At 60.5% G+C, this 17,683-nt stretch carries 14 protein-coding genes; 10 read left to right on the top strand and 4 right to left on the bottom strand.

Annotated features, from left to right (window positions below; all coding sequences use genetic code 11):
* The first annotated feature begins 2 nt into the window (after positions 1-2).
* From Q8N04_16260 to Q8N04_16225, 8 genes are all read left to right on the top strand, one after another.
* Entirely contained in the window at positions 3-1,628 is a 1,626-nt protein-coding gene (locus tag Q8N04_16260) for an MraY family glycosyltransferase (protein ID MDP3092227.1), read from the top strand.
* A 24-nt stretch (positions 1,629-1,652) separates the two neighbouring features.
* The gene (locus Q8N04_16255) at positions 1,653-4,040 is read left to right on the top strand and encodes a tetratricopeptide repeat protein (GenBank protein ID MDP3092226.1); all 2,388 of its coding nucleotides are present in this window, start codon (positions 1,653-1,655) and stop codon (positions 4,038-4,040) included.
* Positions 4,033-4,656, top strand: coding sequence for a polysaccharide biosynthesis/export family protein (locus Q8N04_16250; protein MDP3092225.1), 624 nt, complete (start codon positions 4,033-4,035; stop codon positions 4,654-4,656). Before Q8N04_16255 ends, Q8N04_16250 begins: the two co-directional genes overlap by 8 nt.
* Before the next feature lie 32 nt (positions 4,657-4,688).
* Positions 4,689-5,885, top strand: coding sequence for a surface lipoprotein assembly modifier (locus tag Q8N04_16245; protein MDP3092224.1), 1,197 nt, complete (start codon positions 4,689-4,691; stop codon positions 5,883-5,885).
* 12 nt (positions 5,886-5,897) lie between these two features.
* Positions 5,898-7,676 carry a Wzz/FepE/Etk N-terminal domain-containing protein gene (locus tag Q8N04_16240; protein ID MDP3092223.1) on the top strand — a complete coding sequence of 593 codons (1,779 nt, stop codon included), beginning with the start codon at positions 5,898-5,900 and terminating at the stop codon, positions 7,674-7,676.
* A gap of 20 nt (positions 7,677-7,696) precedes the next feature.
* Positions 7,697-8,524 (top strand): CpsD/CapB family tyrosine-protein kinase, encoded by an 828-nt coding sequence (locus Q8N04_16235; GenBank protein MDP3092222.1) that lies wholly within the window; start codon positions 7,697-7,699, stop codon positions 8,522-8,524.
* A gap of 21 nt (positions 8,525-8,545) precedes the next feature.
* A complete protein-coding gene (locus Q8N04_16230; GenBank protein ID MDP3092221.1) occupies positions 8,546-9,946 on the top strand; it encodes an AAA family ATPase in 1,401 nt (466 codons plus the stop codon).
* A 164-nt stretch (positions 9,947-10,110) separates the two neighbouring features.
* Positions 10,111-11,526: a porin gene (locus Q8N04_16225; GenBank protein MDP3092220.1), complete on the top strand. Its 1,416-nt coding sequence runs from the start codon at positions 10,111-10,113 to the stop codon at positions 11,524-11,526.
* A 37-nt stretch (positions 11,527-11,563) separates the two neighbouring features.
* On the opposite strand, the gene Q8N04_16220 is transcribed toward Q8N04_16225, so the two are convergent.
* Both Q8N04_16220 and Q8N04_16215 read right to left on the bottom strand, forming a co-directional pair.
* On the bottom strand, positions 11,564-12,277 hold the full coding sequence (locus tag Q8N04_16220; protein MDP3092219.1) for a hypothetical protein: 714 nt from the start codon (positions 12,275-12,277) through the stop codon (positions 11,564-11,566).
* A gap of 17 nt (positions 12,278-12,294) precedes the next feature.
* Positions 12,295-13,353 (bottom strand): PstS family phosphate ABC transporter substrate-binding protein, encoded by a 1,059-nt coding sequence (locus tag Q8N04_16215; GenBank protein MDP3092218.1) that lies wholly within the window; start codon positions 13,351-13,353, stop codon positions 12,295-12,297.
* A gap of 213 nt (positions 13,354-13,566) precedes the next feature.
* On the opposite strand from Q8N04_16215, the gene Q8N04_16210 reads away from it, so the two are divergent.
* Positions 13,567-14,274 carry a response regulator transcription factor gene (locus Q8N04_16210; protein MDP3092217.1) on the top strand — a complete coding sequence of 236 codons (708 nt, stop codon included), beginning with the start codon at positions 13,567-13,569 and terminating at the stop codon, positions 14,272-14,274.
* A gap of 304 nt (positions 14,275-14,578) precedes the next feature.
* Here Q8N04_16210 and Q8N04_16205 read toward each other — a convergent pair whose 3' ends face one another.
* Entirely contained in the window at positions 14,579-14,962 is a 384-nt protein-coding gene (locus Q8N04_16205) for a CBS domain-containing protein (protein ID MDP3092216.1), read from the bottom strand.
* A gap of 194 nt (positions 14,963-15,156) precedes the next feature.
* Between Q8N04_16205 and Q8N04_16200 the strand changes: the two genes are divergently transcribed.
* On the top strand, positions 15,157-16,971 hold the full coding sequence (locus tag Q8N04_16200; GenBank protein ID MDP3092215.1) for a TIGR03790 family protein: 1,815 nt from the start codon (positions 15,157-15,159) through the stop codon (positions 16,969-16,971).
* Between the two features lie 105 nt (positions 16,972-17,076).
* Here Q8N04_16200 and Q8N04_16195 read toward each other — a convergent pair whose 3' ends face one another.
* Positions 17,077-17,658 carry a hypothetical protein gene (locus tag Q8N04_16195; protein ID MDP3092214.1) on the bottom strand — a complete coding sequence of 194 codons (582 nt, stop codon included), beginning with the start codon at positions 17,656-17,658 and terminating at the stop codon, positions 17,077-17,079.
* Positions 17,659-17,683: the final 25 nt, after the last annotated feature.

Here is a 17,683-nt window from a genome sequence, read left to right as displayed (position 1 = left end):
TGATGTCTAGTGCGCTGTTTTTTAGTTTTATCGGTTCCTTGCTGATCTGCATGGCGCTGATTCCGGCCCTGACCGCTTCGGCCTGGCGCTTTCAATTCATCGATGTGCCGCGCGAACGCCGGATGCATGCGGAGCCGACCGCCAAAGTGGGCGGGATTGCGTTTGCGGCCGGCACGATCGCGGCGGTGCTGCTCTGGGCGCCTCAGGACCGGATGATCCTCGCCAGTCTCCTGGGCGGCGTGGTGATTCTCCTGTTCGGGATGTGGGACGACCGGGTGGGGCTCGACCACCGGATGAAATTCGCCGGACAGATTCTGGCGGCGGCGATCGTCGTGGCCTATGCCGGCGTGCGAGTGACCGCGATGCCGTTCGCCGACGATCAGGCGCTCCCGCTCTGGGCCGCGGCGGCGATTACCATGATTGTCATTGTGGGGATGACGAACGCCGTGAACCTTGCCGACGGGCTGGACGGGCTGGCCGGCGGATTGTCGCTGATCAGTTTCGCCGGGATCGCCTATCTGGCCTACCAGGCCAACGACCAGATGCTGGTGTTGCTGATGGTGTCGGTGCTGGGCGGCCTCCTGGGGTTTCTCCGGTTCAATACCTATCCGGCTCGCGTGTTCATGGGCGATGCAGGCAGCCAGTTTCTCGGGCACTACCTCGCCGTGGCCGCGATCCTGTTGATCGATCCGGTCCGCGCTCCCTACAGTCCGCTGCTCGTGCTGTTTCTCTGGGGCATTCCGCTTCTCGATACCGTCGGCGTGATGGGGCAGCGCCTCTGGCAGGGACGCTCGCCCTTTGTCGGCGACCGCAATCATCTGCATCACAAACTCCTGGCAACGGGCCTGTCGCACCGGCAGGCCGTGACGGGTATCTATCTGGCCCAGGGGTTGTCGGTCCTGTGCGCCGTGCTGCTGCGCTGGCAGAGCGATGCGATTCTATTGTCTGTCTATGCGGTGTTTGCCGCGTCGGTGCTGTCCGTATTCGTCTGGTCATCCCGGCGGCCCGCGACTCTACCGCCTGCGGTCGTTCCGTCGGAGGAGCCGGCGGCGGCCGGAGTTGCGCCCGCCACGTTGCGCGCCTGGCCCCTGCGAGCGCTTACGCTGCTCGTGCCGCTGTATCTCCTTGCGTGCCTGGCGATGCCGGGGGACATCCCTGCAGAAGTCGGAGTGATCGCCGCCGGACTCGGCGCCGCGGTGCTGGGGAGTTTGGTGATCGCGCGGGGCACGGCGCTCGCCGTGCGGGCCGGTCTCTATATCGGGAGCACCTGTGCGGTGTACTACGCGCAGATGTCGGCGCGCCAGTCGCCGGCCGACTGGCTGTCGCCGCTGACGCTGGGGGTTGCCGTGCTGGCGGTACTCGTCGTCCTCACCATTCGATGGATGGGCGATGCGCGCTTCCAGACGACTCCGTTGGATTATCTGATCGTTTTCCTGGCTGTGGTGATGCCGTTTCTCTCGGATCTGACGGTCGGCGCCGTTCATCTGAGTGTGATGACGGCGACGCTGATCGTGTTGTTTTTTGCGTTTGAGCTCCTGCTCCAGATGCACCAGGCCATGGTGGTCAGACTTGGATGGCTGACGGCCGGGATGCTGGCCGGTCTGGCCGTTCGGGTGTGGTGGGCGTGATGAGGATATGAGGAGGGATCGGTCATGAATCGACATTTGATAGGCGTCGTGGCGGCGATTGTGGCGGTCAGTCTGGTGGCCTGCGGGGGTCCGGAAGAACGCAAGGCTAAATACCGGCTGCGCGCGCAGGAATATTTTCAAGAGGGGAATTATCCTAAAGCCCGGGTGGCCCTCCGCAATGTCCTCAAGATCGACCCGAAAGATGCGGAGGCTTATTTCCTCTACGCGCAGGTGGAGGAAAAGGAAAAGAACTGGCGCAATGCGGTGACGGGATACCAGCAGGTGGTGGAGTTGAATCCCGCGCATGATCGCGCCTGGATCAAGCTGGGGAAGTATTTTCTCGAAGCGCGGGCGATCGAGCGGGTGGATCAGGCGGCGGACCGCGTGCTCGCGTTGCATCCCGACCATGTGGGAGCGCGGTCGCTCAAAATCGCCGCGCTGGCCGTGGGTGGCCGGGTCGAGGAGGCGATTGTACAGGCGGAACAGCTGCGGACGGGCGCTCCGACCGATGTCGATGCCGCCCTGTTGCTGGCCTCCTTGTATGCCTCGCGTGAGCGGACGGCGGAGGCGGTGCCGGTGATCCGGCAGGTGTTGGACGCGCACCCCGATAGCGTTGAGTTGCTTGGAGCGCTGGCGATGATCTATGTGCGTGCCGGCAATCCGGCCGAGGCGGATCGAGCGTTTCAGCGCGTGATTGCGCTGGAGCCGACGGTGCTCGACCACCGTCTCCGCCGGGCGGCGCTCTTCGACCAGCAGCAACAGTATGAGCAAGCAGAGGCGGTCATGCGCGAGGCGACGCAGCTCGATCCGGACAGCGACGTCCGTCGTCTGGCGCTCGTGGAGTATGTGGCGAAGCGGCGCGGTTCCGCCGAGGCTGAGGTGGCTTTGCTGAAGGCCCAGGAAGATCTGCCCCGTTCCGGGAAGATCCGGTTTGCGCTGGGGAGTCTGTATGAGGGGACGCAACAACCGGCAAAAGCCCAGTCGGTCTATGAAGCGATCAAAAAAGAATTCTCCGGGAAACCGGAAGGCCTGGATGCCCAAGTGAAACTGGCTGGCCTGGAATGGTCGGCGGGACGCCAGGACAAGGCCGAGCAGGCATTGGAGCAGATTCTCAAAGACAATCCCCTCTCATCGGACGCACTGCTGTTGCGCGGGAAAATCGCCTTACAGCGAGGGAACGGAAAGGCGGCGGCCCAGGATTTTCGATCCGTCTTGAAGGATGCGGCGGAAGCGGCGGAGGTCCATGTGCTCCTGGGGCGCGCGCAATTGTTGAACGGCGATCTCGCGCTGGCGCGTGAAAGTCTGGAAAAGGCCGTCGCTCTGGCGCCGGCTCTCTCCGATGCCCAGATTGTGCTGGTCGGATTGGACGTGACCGGCGGTCACCTGAAGGAAGCGCGGAAACGGCTTGAGCCATTGTTGGCCCGCGATCCCGGCAACCTCAGATTCCTGGGCCTCCTCTATCAGATCCAAATTCAGGAGAAGGATTGGGATCGTTCGCACGACACGCTGACCCGCCTCCGATCCGCCGGGGCCGACCGCGCGAAGATCGATTTGGCGGAAGGGCAGGCCGCCGCGGCGCAACAGCAATGGGATCAAGCGGAGGCGGCGTTCAACCGGGCGTTGACGCAACAGCCGCTTGCGGCCGAGCCGCTCCTCGCGCTGGTTCAGCTTGGGGTCAAGCGCGGGGCCCTGCAACAGACTCAGATCCGGCTCGAGACGATGGTTGCCGAACAGCCGAACCATCCTTACGCGGCGGGGTTTCTTGGCGAGGTGTTGCTGATGAAGGGGGAGACCGAGTCCGCTATGGGGCGGTTTGAAACGGCCACGCAGTTGAATCCGTCGTGGACGACCCCCTGGGTGCATCTCGCGCAATTCCGCTATGCCAAGCAGGACATGACCGCCGGGGATGCGGCCCTCAAGAAGGCGCTGGAAGCGAGCCCTGACAATGAACAGCTCCGGGTCATGCTGGCGACGAGTCTGGAGGGGCGGAATCTCATCGACGAGGCGATGGCGCAGTACGAGTTGGCGCTCAAGTCCAATCCGAAATCGCTCCTGGCCGCCAATAATCTTGCGGCCCTGCTGATTGATCGGAAGGGCGATGCGGTGAGTTTGCAACGGGCGCTGCTATTGAGCCGGGATTTCGAAGCCCAAACCTCGAACGCCTATCTCCTCGATACGCTCGGGTGGGTGCATCTCAAGCTGGGTCATCGGCCGGATGCGCTCAGGCTGCTCAAACAAGCGCTTGCCAAGGCGCCGAGCCATCCGGTGCTCAACTATCACCTGGGTGTGGCCTATGCCCAGTCTGGTGAGAAGACGGAGGCGCGGCAGTTTTTGAGTCAGGCGCTCCAGTCCAAGCAGTCATTCCCCTGGTTTGATGAGGCCAAATCCATGTTGGCGAAGATCGATGGATAAGATGATGCAGGTGTCATACGTCATGCGACGGTTGTCCTGGACGCTTATCGGCGGGCTGCTGCTTTGGCTCGGCGGGTGCAGCGCGTTCGAGTCTTCGAATAAGGCAGGGGCGATGTCCGCAACCGGGTCCGGTGTCGAGTATCTTCTGGGAGCGGAAGACGTGCTTTTGATCGCCGTCTGGAAGGATGAACACCTGACCAAAGAAGTCGTTGTCAGGCCCGACGGGTTCGTCTCATTTCCCCTCGTGGGAGAAGTGCAGGCGGCGGGACGGACGGTTGAAGAGGTGCGCGCGGACATCGCCAAGCGACTGGCGAAGTATATCCCCAATCCGAACGTCTCGGTCGCGGCGATGAAAGTCTTGAGCTATCGGATCTATGTGCTGGGGCGTGTCAATAAGCCCGGCGAGTTCCTGATCGGCCACACGACGGATGTCCTGCAGGCGTTGAGTCTTGCCGGTGGTCTGACGCCGTTTGCGTCTGAAAACGATATTCGAATTATCCGGCGTATCAATGGCGAGCAACAGGTGATTCCCGTGCCCTATGGGGATCTCAAACGGGGGAAGAGCCTGGAGCGCAATGCGTTATTGCAGCGCGGTGATGTGGTCATGGTGCCTTGAGGGATCACCCTCCATCGCAACGATGTAGATGTATGATGTGGCGATGGCTTGTGGCGGCGGTGTTGTCGGGAAGCAGTCTCTGCACGGGCGGGTTTGTCCTGAACGGATACGCGGCGGAATGGTCGGCCGAACCGTCGTTGGGAGTGAAAGGTGAGTACAACAGTAATCTATTGCTGGTGGCCGGCCCGCAAAAGCCGGTCTACGGGCACTGGGTCTCGCCCGGCATCAAGTTTGCCGGGTCGACGGAAAATCTGGACGTCAGCGGGAAAGCGGCGGCCGATCTCGTGCGGTATTACGGCGGCCGCAATCAGGATCTGCTGAATCTCTATTTCCCGCTCTCTGTGAAGTACGGGCTGGCCCGGGAAACCTTCGGCTTCGACGGCGGGTTCACGAGAGACAATACGTTGATGGGGGAACTGTTGCGGACCGGTGTCGTGCTCAGCTTCACGCAGCGGAATATGTGGAATCTGGCGCCCTCGTGGTCGCACGCGTTCACGGAACGCCTGTCCCTCCAGACTTCCTACCAGTATTCCAAGGCTACGTACGAAGATGGCGCGCGGCTAGGGCTGGTGGATTATCAGGTGCAGGGCGGGTCCACCGGACTGGCGTATCAACCGACGGAGAACGATCGTATGCAGGTGTCAGGGACGTATACGAACTTCAGCGTGGCCAACGCCAGCGCGCTACGGTCCCATATCGTCGGAGCGCAGGTCTCGTGGTCTCATGCCTTCACCGAATCGCTCTCGGCGACCGTGACTGGCGGGCCGCAGCTGGTGTCCTCCAGCATCTCGTTCGGACCGGCGCAGCTCACCGATACGCAAACCCTGTGGGTGGCCAGCGCCAACGTCAAAAAGCAATGGGATGCCGGGTTTGCGGAAGTCGTCGTGGGCCGGGAGATCAATCCCAGCGGATTCGGCCTGCTGCTGAAGACGGAACGGGTCGGCCTCACTCTGTCGCAGGACCTGACGGATCGGTTGACCGTCTCGGTGAATGGGCAGGTGCTCCTGGCCTCCTCCATTGCCTCGAAAGCGGTTCCGTTCACGTTTCCGGAAAACCGCTATATTACTGTAACGCCACGGTTGACCTGGAAATTCGACCAATATTGGTCGGTGGATGCCGCCTATACCTATAATCGGCGCGAGGTGGAGAGCTTCGGCGAACGGGCGTTTGGAAACGCGACGACGGTGATGCTGACATACTACCCGCCCAAGCTGTCGGTCGGGCGTTAAGGAGAGGTGTTTATGGCGATCGCGCAGTCTATCGGAGCAGATCGGTCGGTCGACGCAGGCCATACGGTGAAGGATTTCTGGCAGATGGTCCGCCGCCGCCGGACGGTCATTTTTTCCGTCGTGTCCGTGATCGCGGCCATCGGTCTGGCCACGGCCTTCCTGTGGCCCCCGGTGTACCGGTCGAAGGCGACGATCCTGATCGAGGAGCAGGAGATTCCTACGGATCTCGTCCGCTCGACGATCACCAGCTATGCCGATCAGCGGATCGAAACGATCAAGCAGCAGGTCATGAGCCGGGCCAGTCTGTGGAGAATTGTGGAGCAGTACGGGCTGTATCATCGGCTCCGGAAGGGCAGTCCGACCGAGGAAGTCTTGCAGCAGTTCGTCAAAGATATTCAGATTGAAGTGATCAACGTCAAAGTGGTCGATAAGCGCACCCAGACTCCGACACAGGCGACGATCGCGTTTACGCTGGCCTATGACGGAGAAACCCCCGACCTGGCCCAGAAGGTGACAAACGAGCTCACGGATTTATTTTTGGGAGAGAATCTGAAGTCACGGGAGCGCCACGCGCAGCAGACGACGGCGTTCCTGAAACAGGAAGCCGAGAATCTTGCGCATCACATCGAAGCGCTCGAAAGCAAGATCGCGGTGGTGAAACAGAAGGCGGACGGCGCTTTGCCGGAGCTGACCCAGCTCAACATGCAGCTGTTGAATCAGGCGGACCGGGAGCTGATCGACGTCGACCGGGATATTCGGAGCCTCGAAGAGCGCAAGGCGTTCCTGGAAGGCGAACTGGCGACGCTGAAACCCAACACGCCCATCATTGCCGCCAGCGGCGAGCGGATCTTCGATTCTGGGGAGCGACTCAAGGCCTTGCGCGCGCAATATGCCAGCGCGAGCGGGTACTTGTCCGAAGATCATCCTGACATCATCAAGATGAAACAAGAGCTTGTGGCGCTGGAGCGGGAAACGGGGGGCGACGCGCCTGGCGAGGATGTCCCGAAGCGATTGGATGGGGAACGGTCCCGGTTGGCGACTTTGATGGAGCGTTATGGAGCGGATCATCCGGATGTGACCCATGCCCAACAGGCCGTGGCGGGCTTGGAACGGGAACTGGCGGAGATGACCAAGCGACCGCCCAGGACAGCGCTGTTCAAACCGGAGAATCCGGCCTACATCAACATTCAGTCTCAGCTCGCGTCTACGTCGGCCTCGCTGCAGGCGCTTCAAAAGTCCAAGGTCTCTCTGAAAAAACGTGCTGAGGAGATGGCCCGACGGGTCGAGCGTCTGCCGGAGGTTGAACCGGAATACCAGGACTTGATGCGCGATCGAGAAGGCACGGCGCACAAGTATCAGGAGATTCGCTCTCGCCTGATGGAAGCCCAGGTCTCGGAAGGGCTCGAAGTCCAGCGCAAGGGAGAACGATTCTCCTTGATCGATCCCGCCGACCTTCCTGAGCGGACGGAGCGTCCGAACCGGCCGGTTATTCTGATTCTCACGGGGTTGCTCGCCGTGGTGGGCGGGGTGGGAGCCGGAGCGGCGGCCGAACAGCTGGACGAAACCATCCGCACAGCCCATCAATTGAGTCTCGCGGCCGGGATGGCCCCGCTGGCGGTCATTCGCTACCTCCCCATGGAAGAGGAGGTGCTGGACGTGATTCGCCGCCGCCGCTATTGGCGGTGGGCGGGGGTCGGGGCGGCGGTGATCGCGGCTGTCGTGGCGCACTATCTCTGGCTGCCGCTCGACATCGTCTGGTTTGCCGCGCTCAGGAAACTCGGTCTGGCCTGATGGGGATAAGGAGAAGAGCCATGGAAGAACTCTCGCAAGCCATCGAACAGTATAAGCAGGAGTCCAGGCAGGGGGCGGGGGGGCGTTCCGAACCCTACCCGTCTTCCCGACAGAACCCTCCGCCGATCGTGTACTCCAAGACGCGGGTGGTGGAATGCCGTGAAGAGGTCTTGCGGCGTCACCGCGTCGTGGCGGCCTTTGACCGGGGTGAATTTGCCGACGGGTATCAGCTCTTGCGCACGCAGGTGCTGCATCGCCTGCGTGAGAATCACTGGAATGTCCTCGGTGTGACGAGTCCGCGCGCGCAGGAAGGGAAGTCGCTGACGGCGTTGAATCTCGCGATTACCCTGGCAATGGAAACGACGCAAACCGTGATGTTGATCGATGCCGACTTGAAACATCCGGCCATCCATACCTTGCTCGGATTGGGGGACTGTCGGGGCCTGGCGGATTATGCGTTGGAGGACTGCCCGCTGGAGGACATTCTCATCCATCCGGGGTTGGGGCGCCTGGTGGTCCTTCCCGGCGGCCGCCCGATCCAGCGCTCCGCCGAGGTGCTGACCTCTACACGGATGTCGGGGCTGATCACGGACGTGAAGCATCGCTATCCGGCCCGGGTCATCGTGATCGATCTGCCTCCGCTGCTGGTCAGTTCGGATGTGCTGGCCTTCGCGCCTTCGCTGGACGCGCTCTTGCTGGTGGCCGGGGAGGGTATGACCACCCGCCAGGATATCAAAGAGTCGCTGGCCCTGGTGCGGGGGGCGGTGCCCGTGCTCGGGACGGTCTTGAATCAATCGGGGAAAGACCAACGTAACGTCGACGCCATGCGCGCGCTGGCTGCGAACTAACCGACTGGCTGCGAGGCTTGTATGTACGAATCGTTCTACGGGTTTCGAACCAATCCCTTCACGCTGGTGCCGGATCCCCGTTTTCTTTATCTGGGGAAACAGCACAAGACGGCCCTGAATCTGCTGGAGTACGGGTTATTCAACCGGGCCATCTTCACGGTCATCACCGGCGAGCCGGGGACCGGCAAGACGACCCTCCTGAACACGATCCTGGAGCAGTCGCAGCATGAAGTGACGTTGGGGGTGCTCTCGCACACGCACGCCGGCCTGGGGAGTCTGATGCCCTGGGTGCTGATGGCGTTCAATCTCGACGGCAAGGGGATGGACAGCGTCGAGCTGTTCAAGACGTTTACGGCCTTCATCGGCCGTGAGCATCAGCGCCAGCGACGGGTTGTCCTCGTCGTGGACGAAGCGCAGAATCTCGGCGCGGCGATGCTGGAAGAGTTGCGTCTCTTGTCGAATGTGAACAACGGGCGGAATCAGCCGCTCCAGATCGTGTTGTCGGGCCAGCCGGGTTTGCGCGGCCTGCTCCAGCGCGGCGACCTCGTCCAATTCGCTCAGCGCATCTCCGTCGATTATCATTTGCAGCCGCTCGGTGAGGATGAAACCCCGTCTTATATCCGGCACCGTATGTCGATGGCGGGTGGCGCGCGATCGGTCATGACCACCCAGGCGTCGGTCATGGTGCATCGCCTGACCGGCGGCAATGCTCGTTTGATCAACCAGGTTTGCGATGTGTCTCTCGCCTACGGCTATGCGGAGCGAGCGCCGCTGGTGACCGCCAACATCGTCTGGCGTGCGACCAACGATCGGCGGGCAGGCGGGATCCTGCCGGTCGCGCAGTATCCGTTGGACAATCTGTTCAGTCAGGAGGATGCCGTTGCTGAAGAGCTGGAAGTCGCGGCGGCTGCGCCGGCTCCTCTTGCGCCAGAACAGGCCGCGGCGCTTGCCCTGTCGTCGACTGAGCCGGCCGCCCAGTCCCAGCAATCGTATTACGAGCAGGGACTCGCTTTGAAACAGGCCGGATCGTATAAACAGGCGATTGCGGCATTTGAACGAGCGGCAACGGACGCGCTGCAGCAGGTCCGGGCGATGTCCCAAATTGCGTTGTGCCTCAGCGCGGTCGGCCGGCATGAGGATGCGGCCAAGGAACTGGTGGCGCTTTTGAAAAGCCGGCAAGGAACGGACATTGAGCGACTCAACATGCGTTATTTTCTCGCCCGCACATTGGAAACCCTCCATCGAACGCAGAAGGCCTGCGAGCTGTACATGATTATCCACAAGCATAATCCGGAGTTCCGCGATGTCGGAATCCGTCTCCGGCGCCTCAATCCGGCGTGGAGCCTGAGCTCCCTCAGTTCATCGAGATGGATCAAAGGCTTTGCGAAATACTATAGCCAGCGCCTGCGGGCCTGTTTTTAGATCCCTCTCGACTCTGTCCCGCCGGTTTGTCCGGCATGAGTGGCGCCACCCAGACTCCCCCTCCCTGATGAGTTAACCGAGACCGGAGCTGATCGTAACCCGGCTGTAATCATCTCTCCCTATTCTGCTGGTCTCTGTATGTGACCATGACGGAAGGGATGTGCATGAAGACGAGAGCGGCGGGCTGGTTGCGGAACTCTGCGTGGGTCTCTGTGTGTCTGGGCTTGTTCGGTTCTCCGGTCATGGCCGGTCAACTCGAAGATCTGCTGCTCGAGAATAAGCAGATCTCGATCGACCAGTGGGTCAAGCTGAAAGCCGAAGAAGAGAAGCGTGAAGCCAAAGCACTGGAGGAAAGCCGCGGGGTCGGCGATGTCCCGGTGCGGCAACGATGGTACGAGAAAATCAGCATCCGGGGCTATACCCAGTTCCGGTCCAACTTCACCGTCAACCGGGATGAACTCGTCAGCAACCAGGGGGATCGCTCGATCAGCGGGAATAACGAATTCTTTTTGCGGCGAGGCCGCGTCATCATCAGCGGACAGCCGCACGAGCGGGTATTCGTCTACATCCAGCCGGACTTCGCTTCGTCGGTTGGCGGGTTGGGCAACGTCGTGCAGCTTCGGGACTTGTACGCCGATTTGTTTTTGACCGAAAACAAGGAGTGGCGCATTCGCGCCGGACAATCGAAAGTGCCCTTTGGGTTCGAGAACATGCAGTCGAGTCAAAACCGTCTAGCCTTGGACCGTAACGATGCCATTAACAGCGCCGCGAACAACGAGCGCGATCTGGGCGTATTTCTGTATTACGCGCCGACATCGGTGCGGGAGCGGTTTCGGCGGCTGGTGGACAGCGGGCTGAAGGGTTCCGGCGACTACGGCATGTTCGGGATCGGCGCTTATAACGGCCAGACGGCCAACGCGCGCGACGCGAACAAAGACAAGCATACGGTGTTTCACTTCATGTACCCGTACGAGTTTTCTAACGGCCAGGTCTTCGAGGTGGGCATGGATGCCTATCGGGGGCAGTTCCATGTCTCGACTGCGTCGCTTGTGCCGGTCGGATCGCTCAACGGGGGCCTGGTCACTCCGCGTGTGACGAACGGCGGGAACTATCTCGATGAGCGGGTGGCCTGGCATGCGGTCCTGTATCCGCAGCCGTTCGGGCTTCAAGCGGAGTATACCGTGGGGCGGGGCCCCGAGCTGAATCAGGCGCGCACCGATGTCATCCTCGGAACCATTCGCGGGGGCTATATTCAGGCGTTCTACAATTACCGGTGCGATCTCTATTGTCAGAGCATCGTGCCCTTCGTTCGCTGGCAGGAATACTACGGCGCCAAGAAGCACGAGGCGAACGCGCCGCGGAACACCGTTCGTGAGATCGAATTCGGGTTGGAGTATCAGTTCAATCGCGCCCTGGAACTGACGGTGATGTATACCTGGACGCAACGGACGTCTTCCGATGCGACGCTGCTCCCTGTGAATTCCTGTGCATCTCCCGGCTCGCCGGTCGGCTGTATGCAGACGCCCTATCAGCTCAACACCGGCAATCTGCTCCGGTTCCAGTTGCAGTGGAACTTTTAGAGGGTGTGTGGGAACTGCGATTCGTAGGGGGATCGGTCTACGGCCGGATGACAGCCTGTGGTTGTGCCGGTGTGACCTGAAGGGGCGGCAATGATCGGTAGAGCACCGCGACTTCTCGACGGTCCCAGGAAAACATGCGGGTAAGCCCTTGATCGGGATCCGGGGCTATCGAAGATCGTGGTTCAAAGTGCAGTCGACCGCGTTGCGGGGCAAAGGATCGCAGCGGCGTCAGCCGATCGTCTTGAGTATCCGCCACTCCGATATCCGCGCTCTGATGGGTGTGGGATCGATAGTTGGCCAGCCGGAGCCGCAAGATCTCCCCTTGGATAAACATCCCCCCCGACGTCACTTCCCGCACGGTTCCTGAGACCTCCCGCGATTCATAAAAGGTGACGATCTCTTCAGGCGTCGCCTGGGCTAATGCGCTGGCGAGCAACGGAGCGAAGAAGCCCACTTCTTTCTCAGTGAACGCCCGGTGGCGGCGCGGCTGGCTCGTGTCGTCGTAGAACGGGAGTTTGGCGAGCGGTTCTTCGATCATGATGCCGGCCAGAACGGCCGCCATTTGTTCGGGGAGAATAGACTGCGGGTGCGAGTGTTCCCGCCCCTTTTCGACGGTCCGGTCGAGTTCCAGCCGGACGAACGCGGCCGGGGTGTCATAGATCGTGGCGGTCGTAAACTGGCTTGGCGCACAGGCTGCCGTGAGCCCGATGGCCGCGGCAACGCTGACGGCATGGGGTAGTATGCTCTTCATCGGATAGCGCGGGATCTCTAGTCCCGGAGCTTTGCCGGCTGGTCAGCCGCGGCGGCGCGGATCGGTGTCGACCACATCATTGTCAGCCGAGTCAACTCCGTGGTGGCGAGGGGGTAGTAACCTTGCGCAAGAACCGCTTGCTGACCCTGCTGGCTGAGGGCGAACTTCACATATTCGGCGAGCGGGGCCGGCGGCGCCGCTTTGGGCAGTTTATTGACATAGAGATACAGATTCCGTCTGAGGGGGTAGGATCCGTCCATGGCCGATTGAAAGCTGGGTACGACATATCGTCCTCCCTGCACCGAGGCCAGAGGAACAGCCCGAACTCCTGAAGTCTGATACCCGATGCTGCTGAATCCGATCCCGAACCGGTCCTTCATCAACTCGATCACGACTGAGGCTGATCCCGGCGCCGTGGACATGCTTTTCTTGGCCGCCGCGCCGTTGAGTACGTGCTCACGAAAGAAGGTGGTGGTTCCTGATTGGATGTTTCTTCCATAGAGATGGATCGGCGCCTCTTTCCATTCTCCATCCAGGAGCAAATCACCCCAGGTCAGAAGCGGATATTTCAGTCCACGCCGGCGATCGTTCGAAAATATGGCGTCGAGTTCGGCCAAGCTCAACCCTTCGACGGCATTGTCTTTATGCACGAACACTGCCAGCGCGTCGACGGCGACCGGGACCTCGGTCGGTTCGTATCCAAACTCCCTGATGAACTCTCCGATCTCTTGCTTATTCATCCGGCGGGACATGGCCGCGATCTGCGCTTTGCCCTCCAGCAGTTTCACTAATCCCGCTTCGGACCCTTCGCTCGTCACAGAAATCTTTAACCCCGGATAGAGCTGTCTGAGGTCGGCTGCCCAGGATTCTGTGATCGGACGCATGGTCTCCGAGCCCGAAATAGAGAGAGAGCCGTTCAGGGCGCTTGTGGGTTGATAGGAGGCGATTTGCGGGTCTAGGGCAGGCCGGACTTGCCCCGCTGCGGGACTGCTCCATATCAGGCAGATGCCGACCGTCAGAGTAAGCAGACGTGAGGCAAGCGGACCATCGATCAATGCGGGAAGGCAGTTCCACATCACTAGACCTCCAAAGGAAAGCGTCGTGCCGGAGCAGTGGTCGAGCACAGTCGCACGGTACGGAGTCGGGATTTCAGTCGAATCAACGAATTGTTAACTCCATGTTAACTCAAGAATGTCGATACAGGGCGACTCGTCGCGGGGTAGGAGTTAACGGACAATTTACACACCCCTAAGGCTTGGTTAACTCCGGGTCAGTATTGTGACGACGCGATGCATGCAACCATATCAAGCTCAACCCAGCCTCCGGAGTCAATCCTCATTTTCGTTCGAACGGATTCATTCGCGCAATCGCTGAAGAAAGCGCTGGAGGGTAATGGATACCGCAGTACTGTCGTGACGACCGAGTCCGCTGCGTTTACCGAGGCGAAAGCGTCGGTGCCGTCTCTTATTGTCATCGACCGTCATACCGGGGGCTCCTCGAATCTGCGCAACCTTCGGACCCTGGCGGCGGTTCCCATCGTTGCCATCGATGATACCGTGCCGGCTTGCAGTGAAGACGAGTGCGTGCAGGACTACGATCGCGGGATCGATCTGGTCGTGTGTAGCCAGAGTACCCGTGAACTTGTCGCGCGAGTTCGTGCCATTCTGAGACGGCGTGACGCGTCGAGCAGCATTGCCATGCACTATGGGGTCGGTGACCTGAAAATGGATCTCGATCGGCATGAGGTGACCGTACAAGGGCGTCAGGTCGAGCTCACTCCGAAAGAATTCCAAATTCTCCGCCAGTTTTTGGAGTCTCCCAGCCGTGTGTTCTCACGCCAGGAAATGCTGAATCGCGTGTGGGGAGAGGGCTATGCGCTGGAAGAACATGCGCTGGACGTCCACATTCACTCGCTCCGCCACAAAATTGAAACGGATCCGACCCATCCTGCCCTGATCGTGACGGTGCGCGGCGTCGGGTATAAATTGCGGACCTAGGAGCCTGTCCGACACTGACCGTTCTACTGCGGCGAATGATCTGTCACCATCTGCGTCGTTCTCGGCCAGAAAAAATCCTCAGCGTATTCAGCGAATACGCATCCGGTTTTTCCCGGCCTGCGGCCTCGCAGCTGATCACATCTCCTTCGCCTCGTCACGAAGGTAATGTCGGACAGGCTCCTAGCCCTGCCCGCGTCATTCCTTTCCAGCATCCATAGTCCACTACATAGATAGAACGCGCTCTCCCGCGACGGTCGCGGAAGAGCAGGCATGACAGGATTGTGGTGAGAGGGGATTGATAACGTTAGAATTCGTCGACTGAAACCGGCTGGAGCAGATCACGGACAGATAGGATACCGATGATCGAGCCACTTTTCACGACACCCAGGTGGCGAGTCCGGTGCTTGTTCATCAAATCTGCCGCCTCCGTGAGAGGGCTGCGCTCTTCAATTCCGACGATCGGAGCGCTCATGATGTCTTCCACCGGAATGAAGTATGGACCGCGGTCAGAGCCGATGACCTTCTTCACGATATCCGATTCCGTCACGATGCCGATGATGCGTCCTTTCTCGGCGATCAGTACGCTGCATACGTTGCAGGTTTTCATGAGCTTTGCCGCTTCGATCACCGATGTCCCCGCGTCCACCGTAATCAGCTCTCTCTTCATCAATTGTCCGACTGTGACCATCTGTTCCTCCCTTTATATTGTTGTATTGTGTACAGTCTACAAACCCGGCGTTGCAGCAGAGTTAGAGGCGGATTACCGATGCGTAAATTTCAACTAGGACAGGTCTGGTTTTGGGCAATGCTGACACCGGAATTGGGGCGTTAAGGCTGAAGATGTTGCGAAGCGATTATCTGAGGGCGAAAGGTCTAGGCCCCATGTCTGCTCCGGTGCTCCTCATCGGATTCCTGGCGATTCTCCAGGGCCTGGTCTTGTTGTTCGATACTCCTGCTGTTCGAGCGGAGCTCTCCCCGAATCAGGTCGTGATTGTGGCCAATGCGAATAGCCGTGAGAGTCTCTCGGTCTCGCAATATTATGCGACGCGCCGGGGAATTCCTGCGCAGCACATAGCTAAATTGGATCTTCCGCTCGACGACACCATGAGCCGGGAGGACTATGAACGCCGCCTGGTGACGCCCCTCCGGCAGATGCTCCACGCGCAGGGCCTTCACAAATCGATTCGTGTGATCGTGACGGTCTATGGCGTGCCTCTTCGGGTCGCCGCTCCGAGGCTCATGGCCGATGAGGAAGGCTGGCATCGCGATGCGGCCACCAGACTCGGTGCCGCGCGGGTGCGGCTGGAGAATCTTGAGCGTCGGGCCGGGGCCATCGCCGTGAGTGCCGGTTCCGCCTCCGCTTCTGACGCGCCGCCCGCCGAGAGTCCCGTTACCTACGAGCGCAACATCGCATTCTTGCTGCGCGTCGACGAGGCCGTTCAAGCTTCCATCAAGCGGGTCAGGCAGCTGAAGCCGCCGGCCGATGCACAGTGGTCCTCACGATTGGAGGCCATCGTCCGGGACCATCAGGGAGTGGCCGGCTTCTCGCAGTTGCAGCACGAACTTCTCCAGGATGGGCCGGAATCCTGGGGGGAGGCAGCCACGCAGACGCGCGCCCAGCAAGCGGAGGGATTGCAATTGCTGCTAGGATCGTTGGAACTTCCGATTCGAGACCGGCGGACCGATCTCTATCAACGGGTCGAGCAGGTGTACGGAGCCTATGGTGTGTTCGGTCTGGCTGCGATGGAACTGAATCAGTTGTCGGACGAGCACGCCGACGCGAGCGTCGATAGTGAGCTGAGCCTGCTTTGGTGGGATCGGCCGCTGTACGGCGCGGCCTGGCGCCGGGCGAATCCGTTGTACCATGGGTTCAAGAAACCCGGAGGTGGACATCGAGAGATTCCTGTTCTGATGGTGAGCCGGCTCGATGCCTCCACGGCCGACCTGGCGATCCGCTTGGTGGATCGCGCGATAGAGGCGGAGCGGCAGGGGCTGACCGGTACGGTCTATCTGGATGCGCGCGGATTGCCGGTCAAGGATCCCTCCGATACGTACGGCCGCTACGATCAAAGTCTGAGGGACTTGCATCAGTTTGTCACGCAGCACACCACGTACCGATCGCAACTGGACAATACAGAAGTGCGTTTTCAGCGTCCCGGTGCCGCGCCGGATGTGGCGTTCTATTCTGGCTGGTACAGGTTGAGACAATATGAAGATGCATTCACCTTCCGGACCGGCGCGATCGGTTACCATATGGCCTCCGCTGAAGCCGTGAGTCTCCATAGCTCCGGGGAATCAGGCTGGTGCAAGAATGCGCTGGATCGCGGGATTACCGCGACGCTCGGCTCTGTGGCAGAGCCCTACCTGGACGCTTTCCCCGAGCCGCTCGAATTTGCGGGGCTGCTCATGACCGGCCAGTATTCACTGGTCGAGTCCTATTACCTGACCAGTCGCTGGGTGAGCTGGCGGATGCTGCTGGTCGGTGACCCGCTCTATAACCCTTGGAAAAGCAAACCGGCTGCCAAGCGCTCTGCCTTGACCATGTTTCCGCTGGCTCCGATCGCACCGTCCGACCAGGCGTTTGCGGATCCGCTTCTTGCGAGAGATGATATAAAGCGCCTTCAGAGCCAATCCCGAATCAGGCTCGACGCAATTCTGCAGAACCAGGCTCGAACGTTAGGACCGGCAGGACACTGACGGCGCTCGCAGGAAAACGGATTCTTCAGGAGTCTGCCGGGTGAGCATGACTGCTCCTCGCCGGCCTTCTTAGGGCCTTCCCGGTCACGCTGATTGTGGCAGGAATCAGAACAGATCGAATCGTATGTAGTCGGTCCGCGGGCTTTGCCCGGCGCTATTGAAGGCGACCAGGGTTGCGTAATAGCTCTCCCCTTTCGGGAGGTCTACCGTGAGGCGGGTTTCAGGACCGGTTTCGAATGTATATTGGGTTTTGGCAGACATCGTCGTGATCAGGATCTTATAACCTACTGCATCGCCGGAAGGGCTCGGGTTCCATTCGAACGTGATCGGCTGCATCTCAGGCTTCTCCCACGCCAGGGCTGGAGACGGCGGGCCGGAGGGCATGTCTGTTGGAAGCTGGGTGGCCTCCGGTGGTGGGAGCGAGGGGGCTGGTTCAGCAGGAAATGTGGAGGTATCAGCGAGGGGCGGCGCGGTTTCTCCGGTCTGTTCTTGGGAGACCGGGGTGACGGATGGTTGTGCAGGAGAGGCCTCTTGCGTTCCGGAGGCCGGATCCTGCAAATCCCCGCAGGAAGCCGTGACGAGCAGCAACCCGGTGAGAAGCGGCCATAGGATGGCCTGAAGGGAGCCCTGCCGGTGCGGGATGCCGGTCGGTGGGATGAATCGGGCAAGCGGCTTAGTCGTTGACATCGCGGAGAGATATATAGAGGAGAAG

Origin of the sequence: Nitrospira sp. (genome assembly GCA_030692565.1) — a bacterium.
Taxonomy (GTDB): Bacteria; Nitrospirota; Nitrospiria; order Nitrospirales; family Nitrospiraceae; genus Nitrospira_D.
This window is presented reverse-complemented; position numbering and strand designations above follow the sequence as displayed.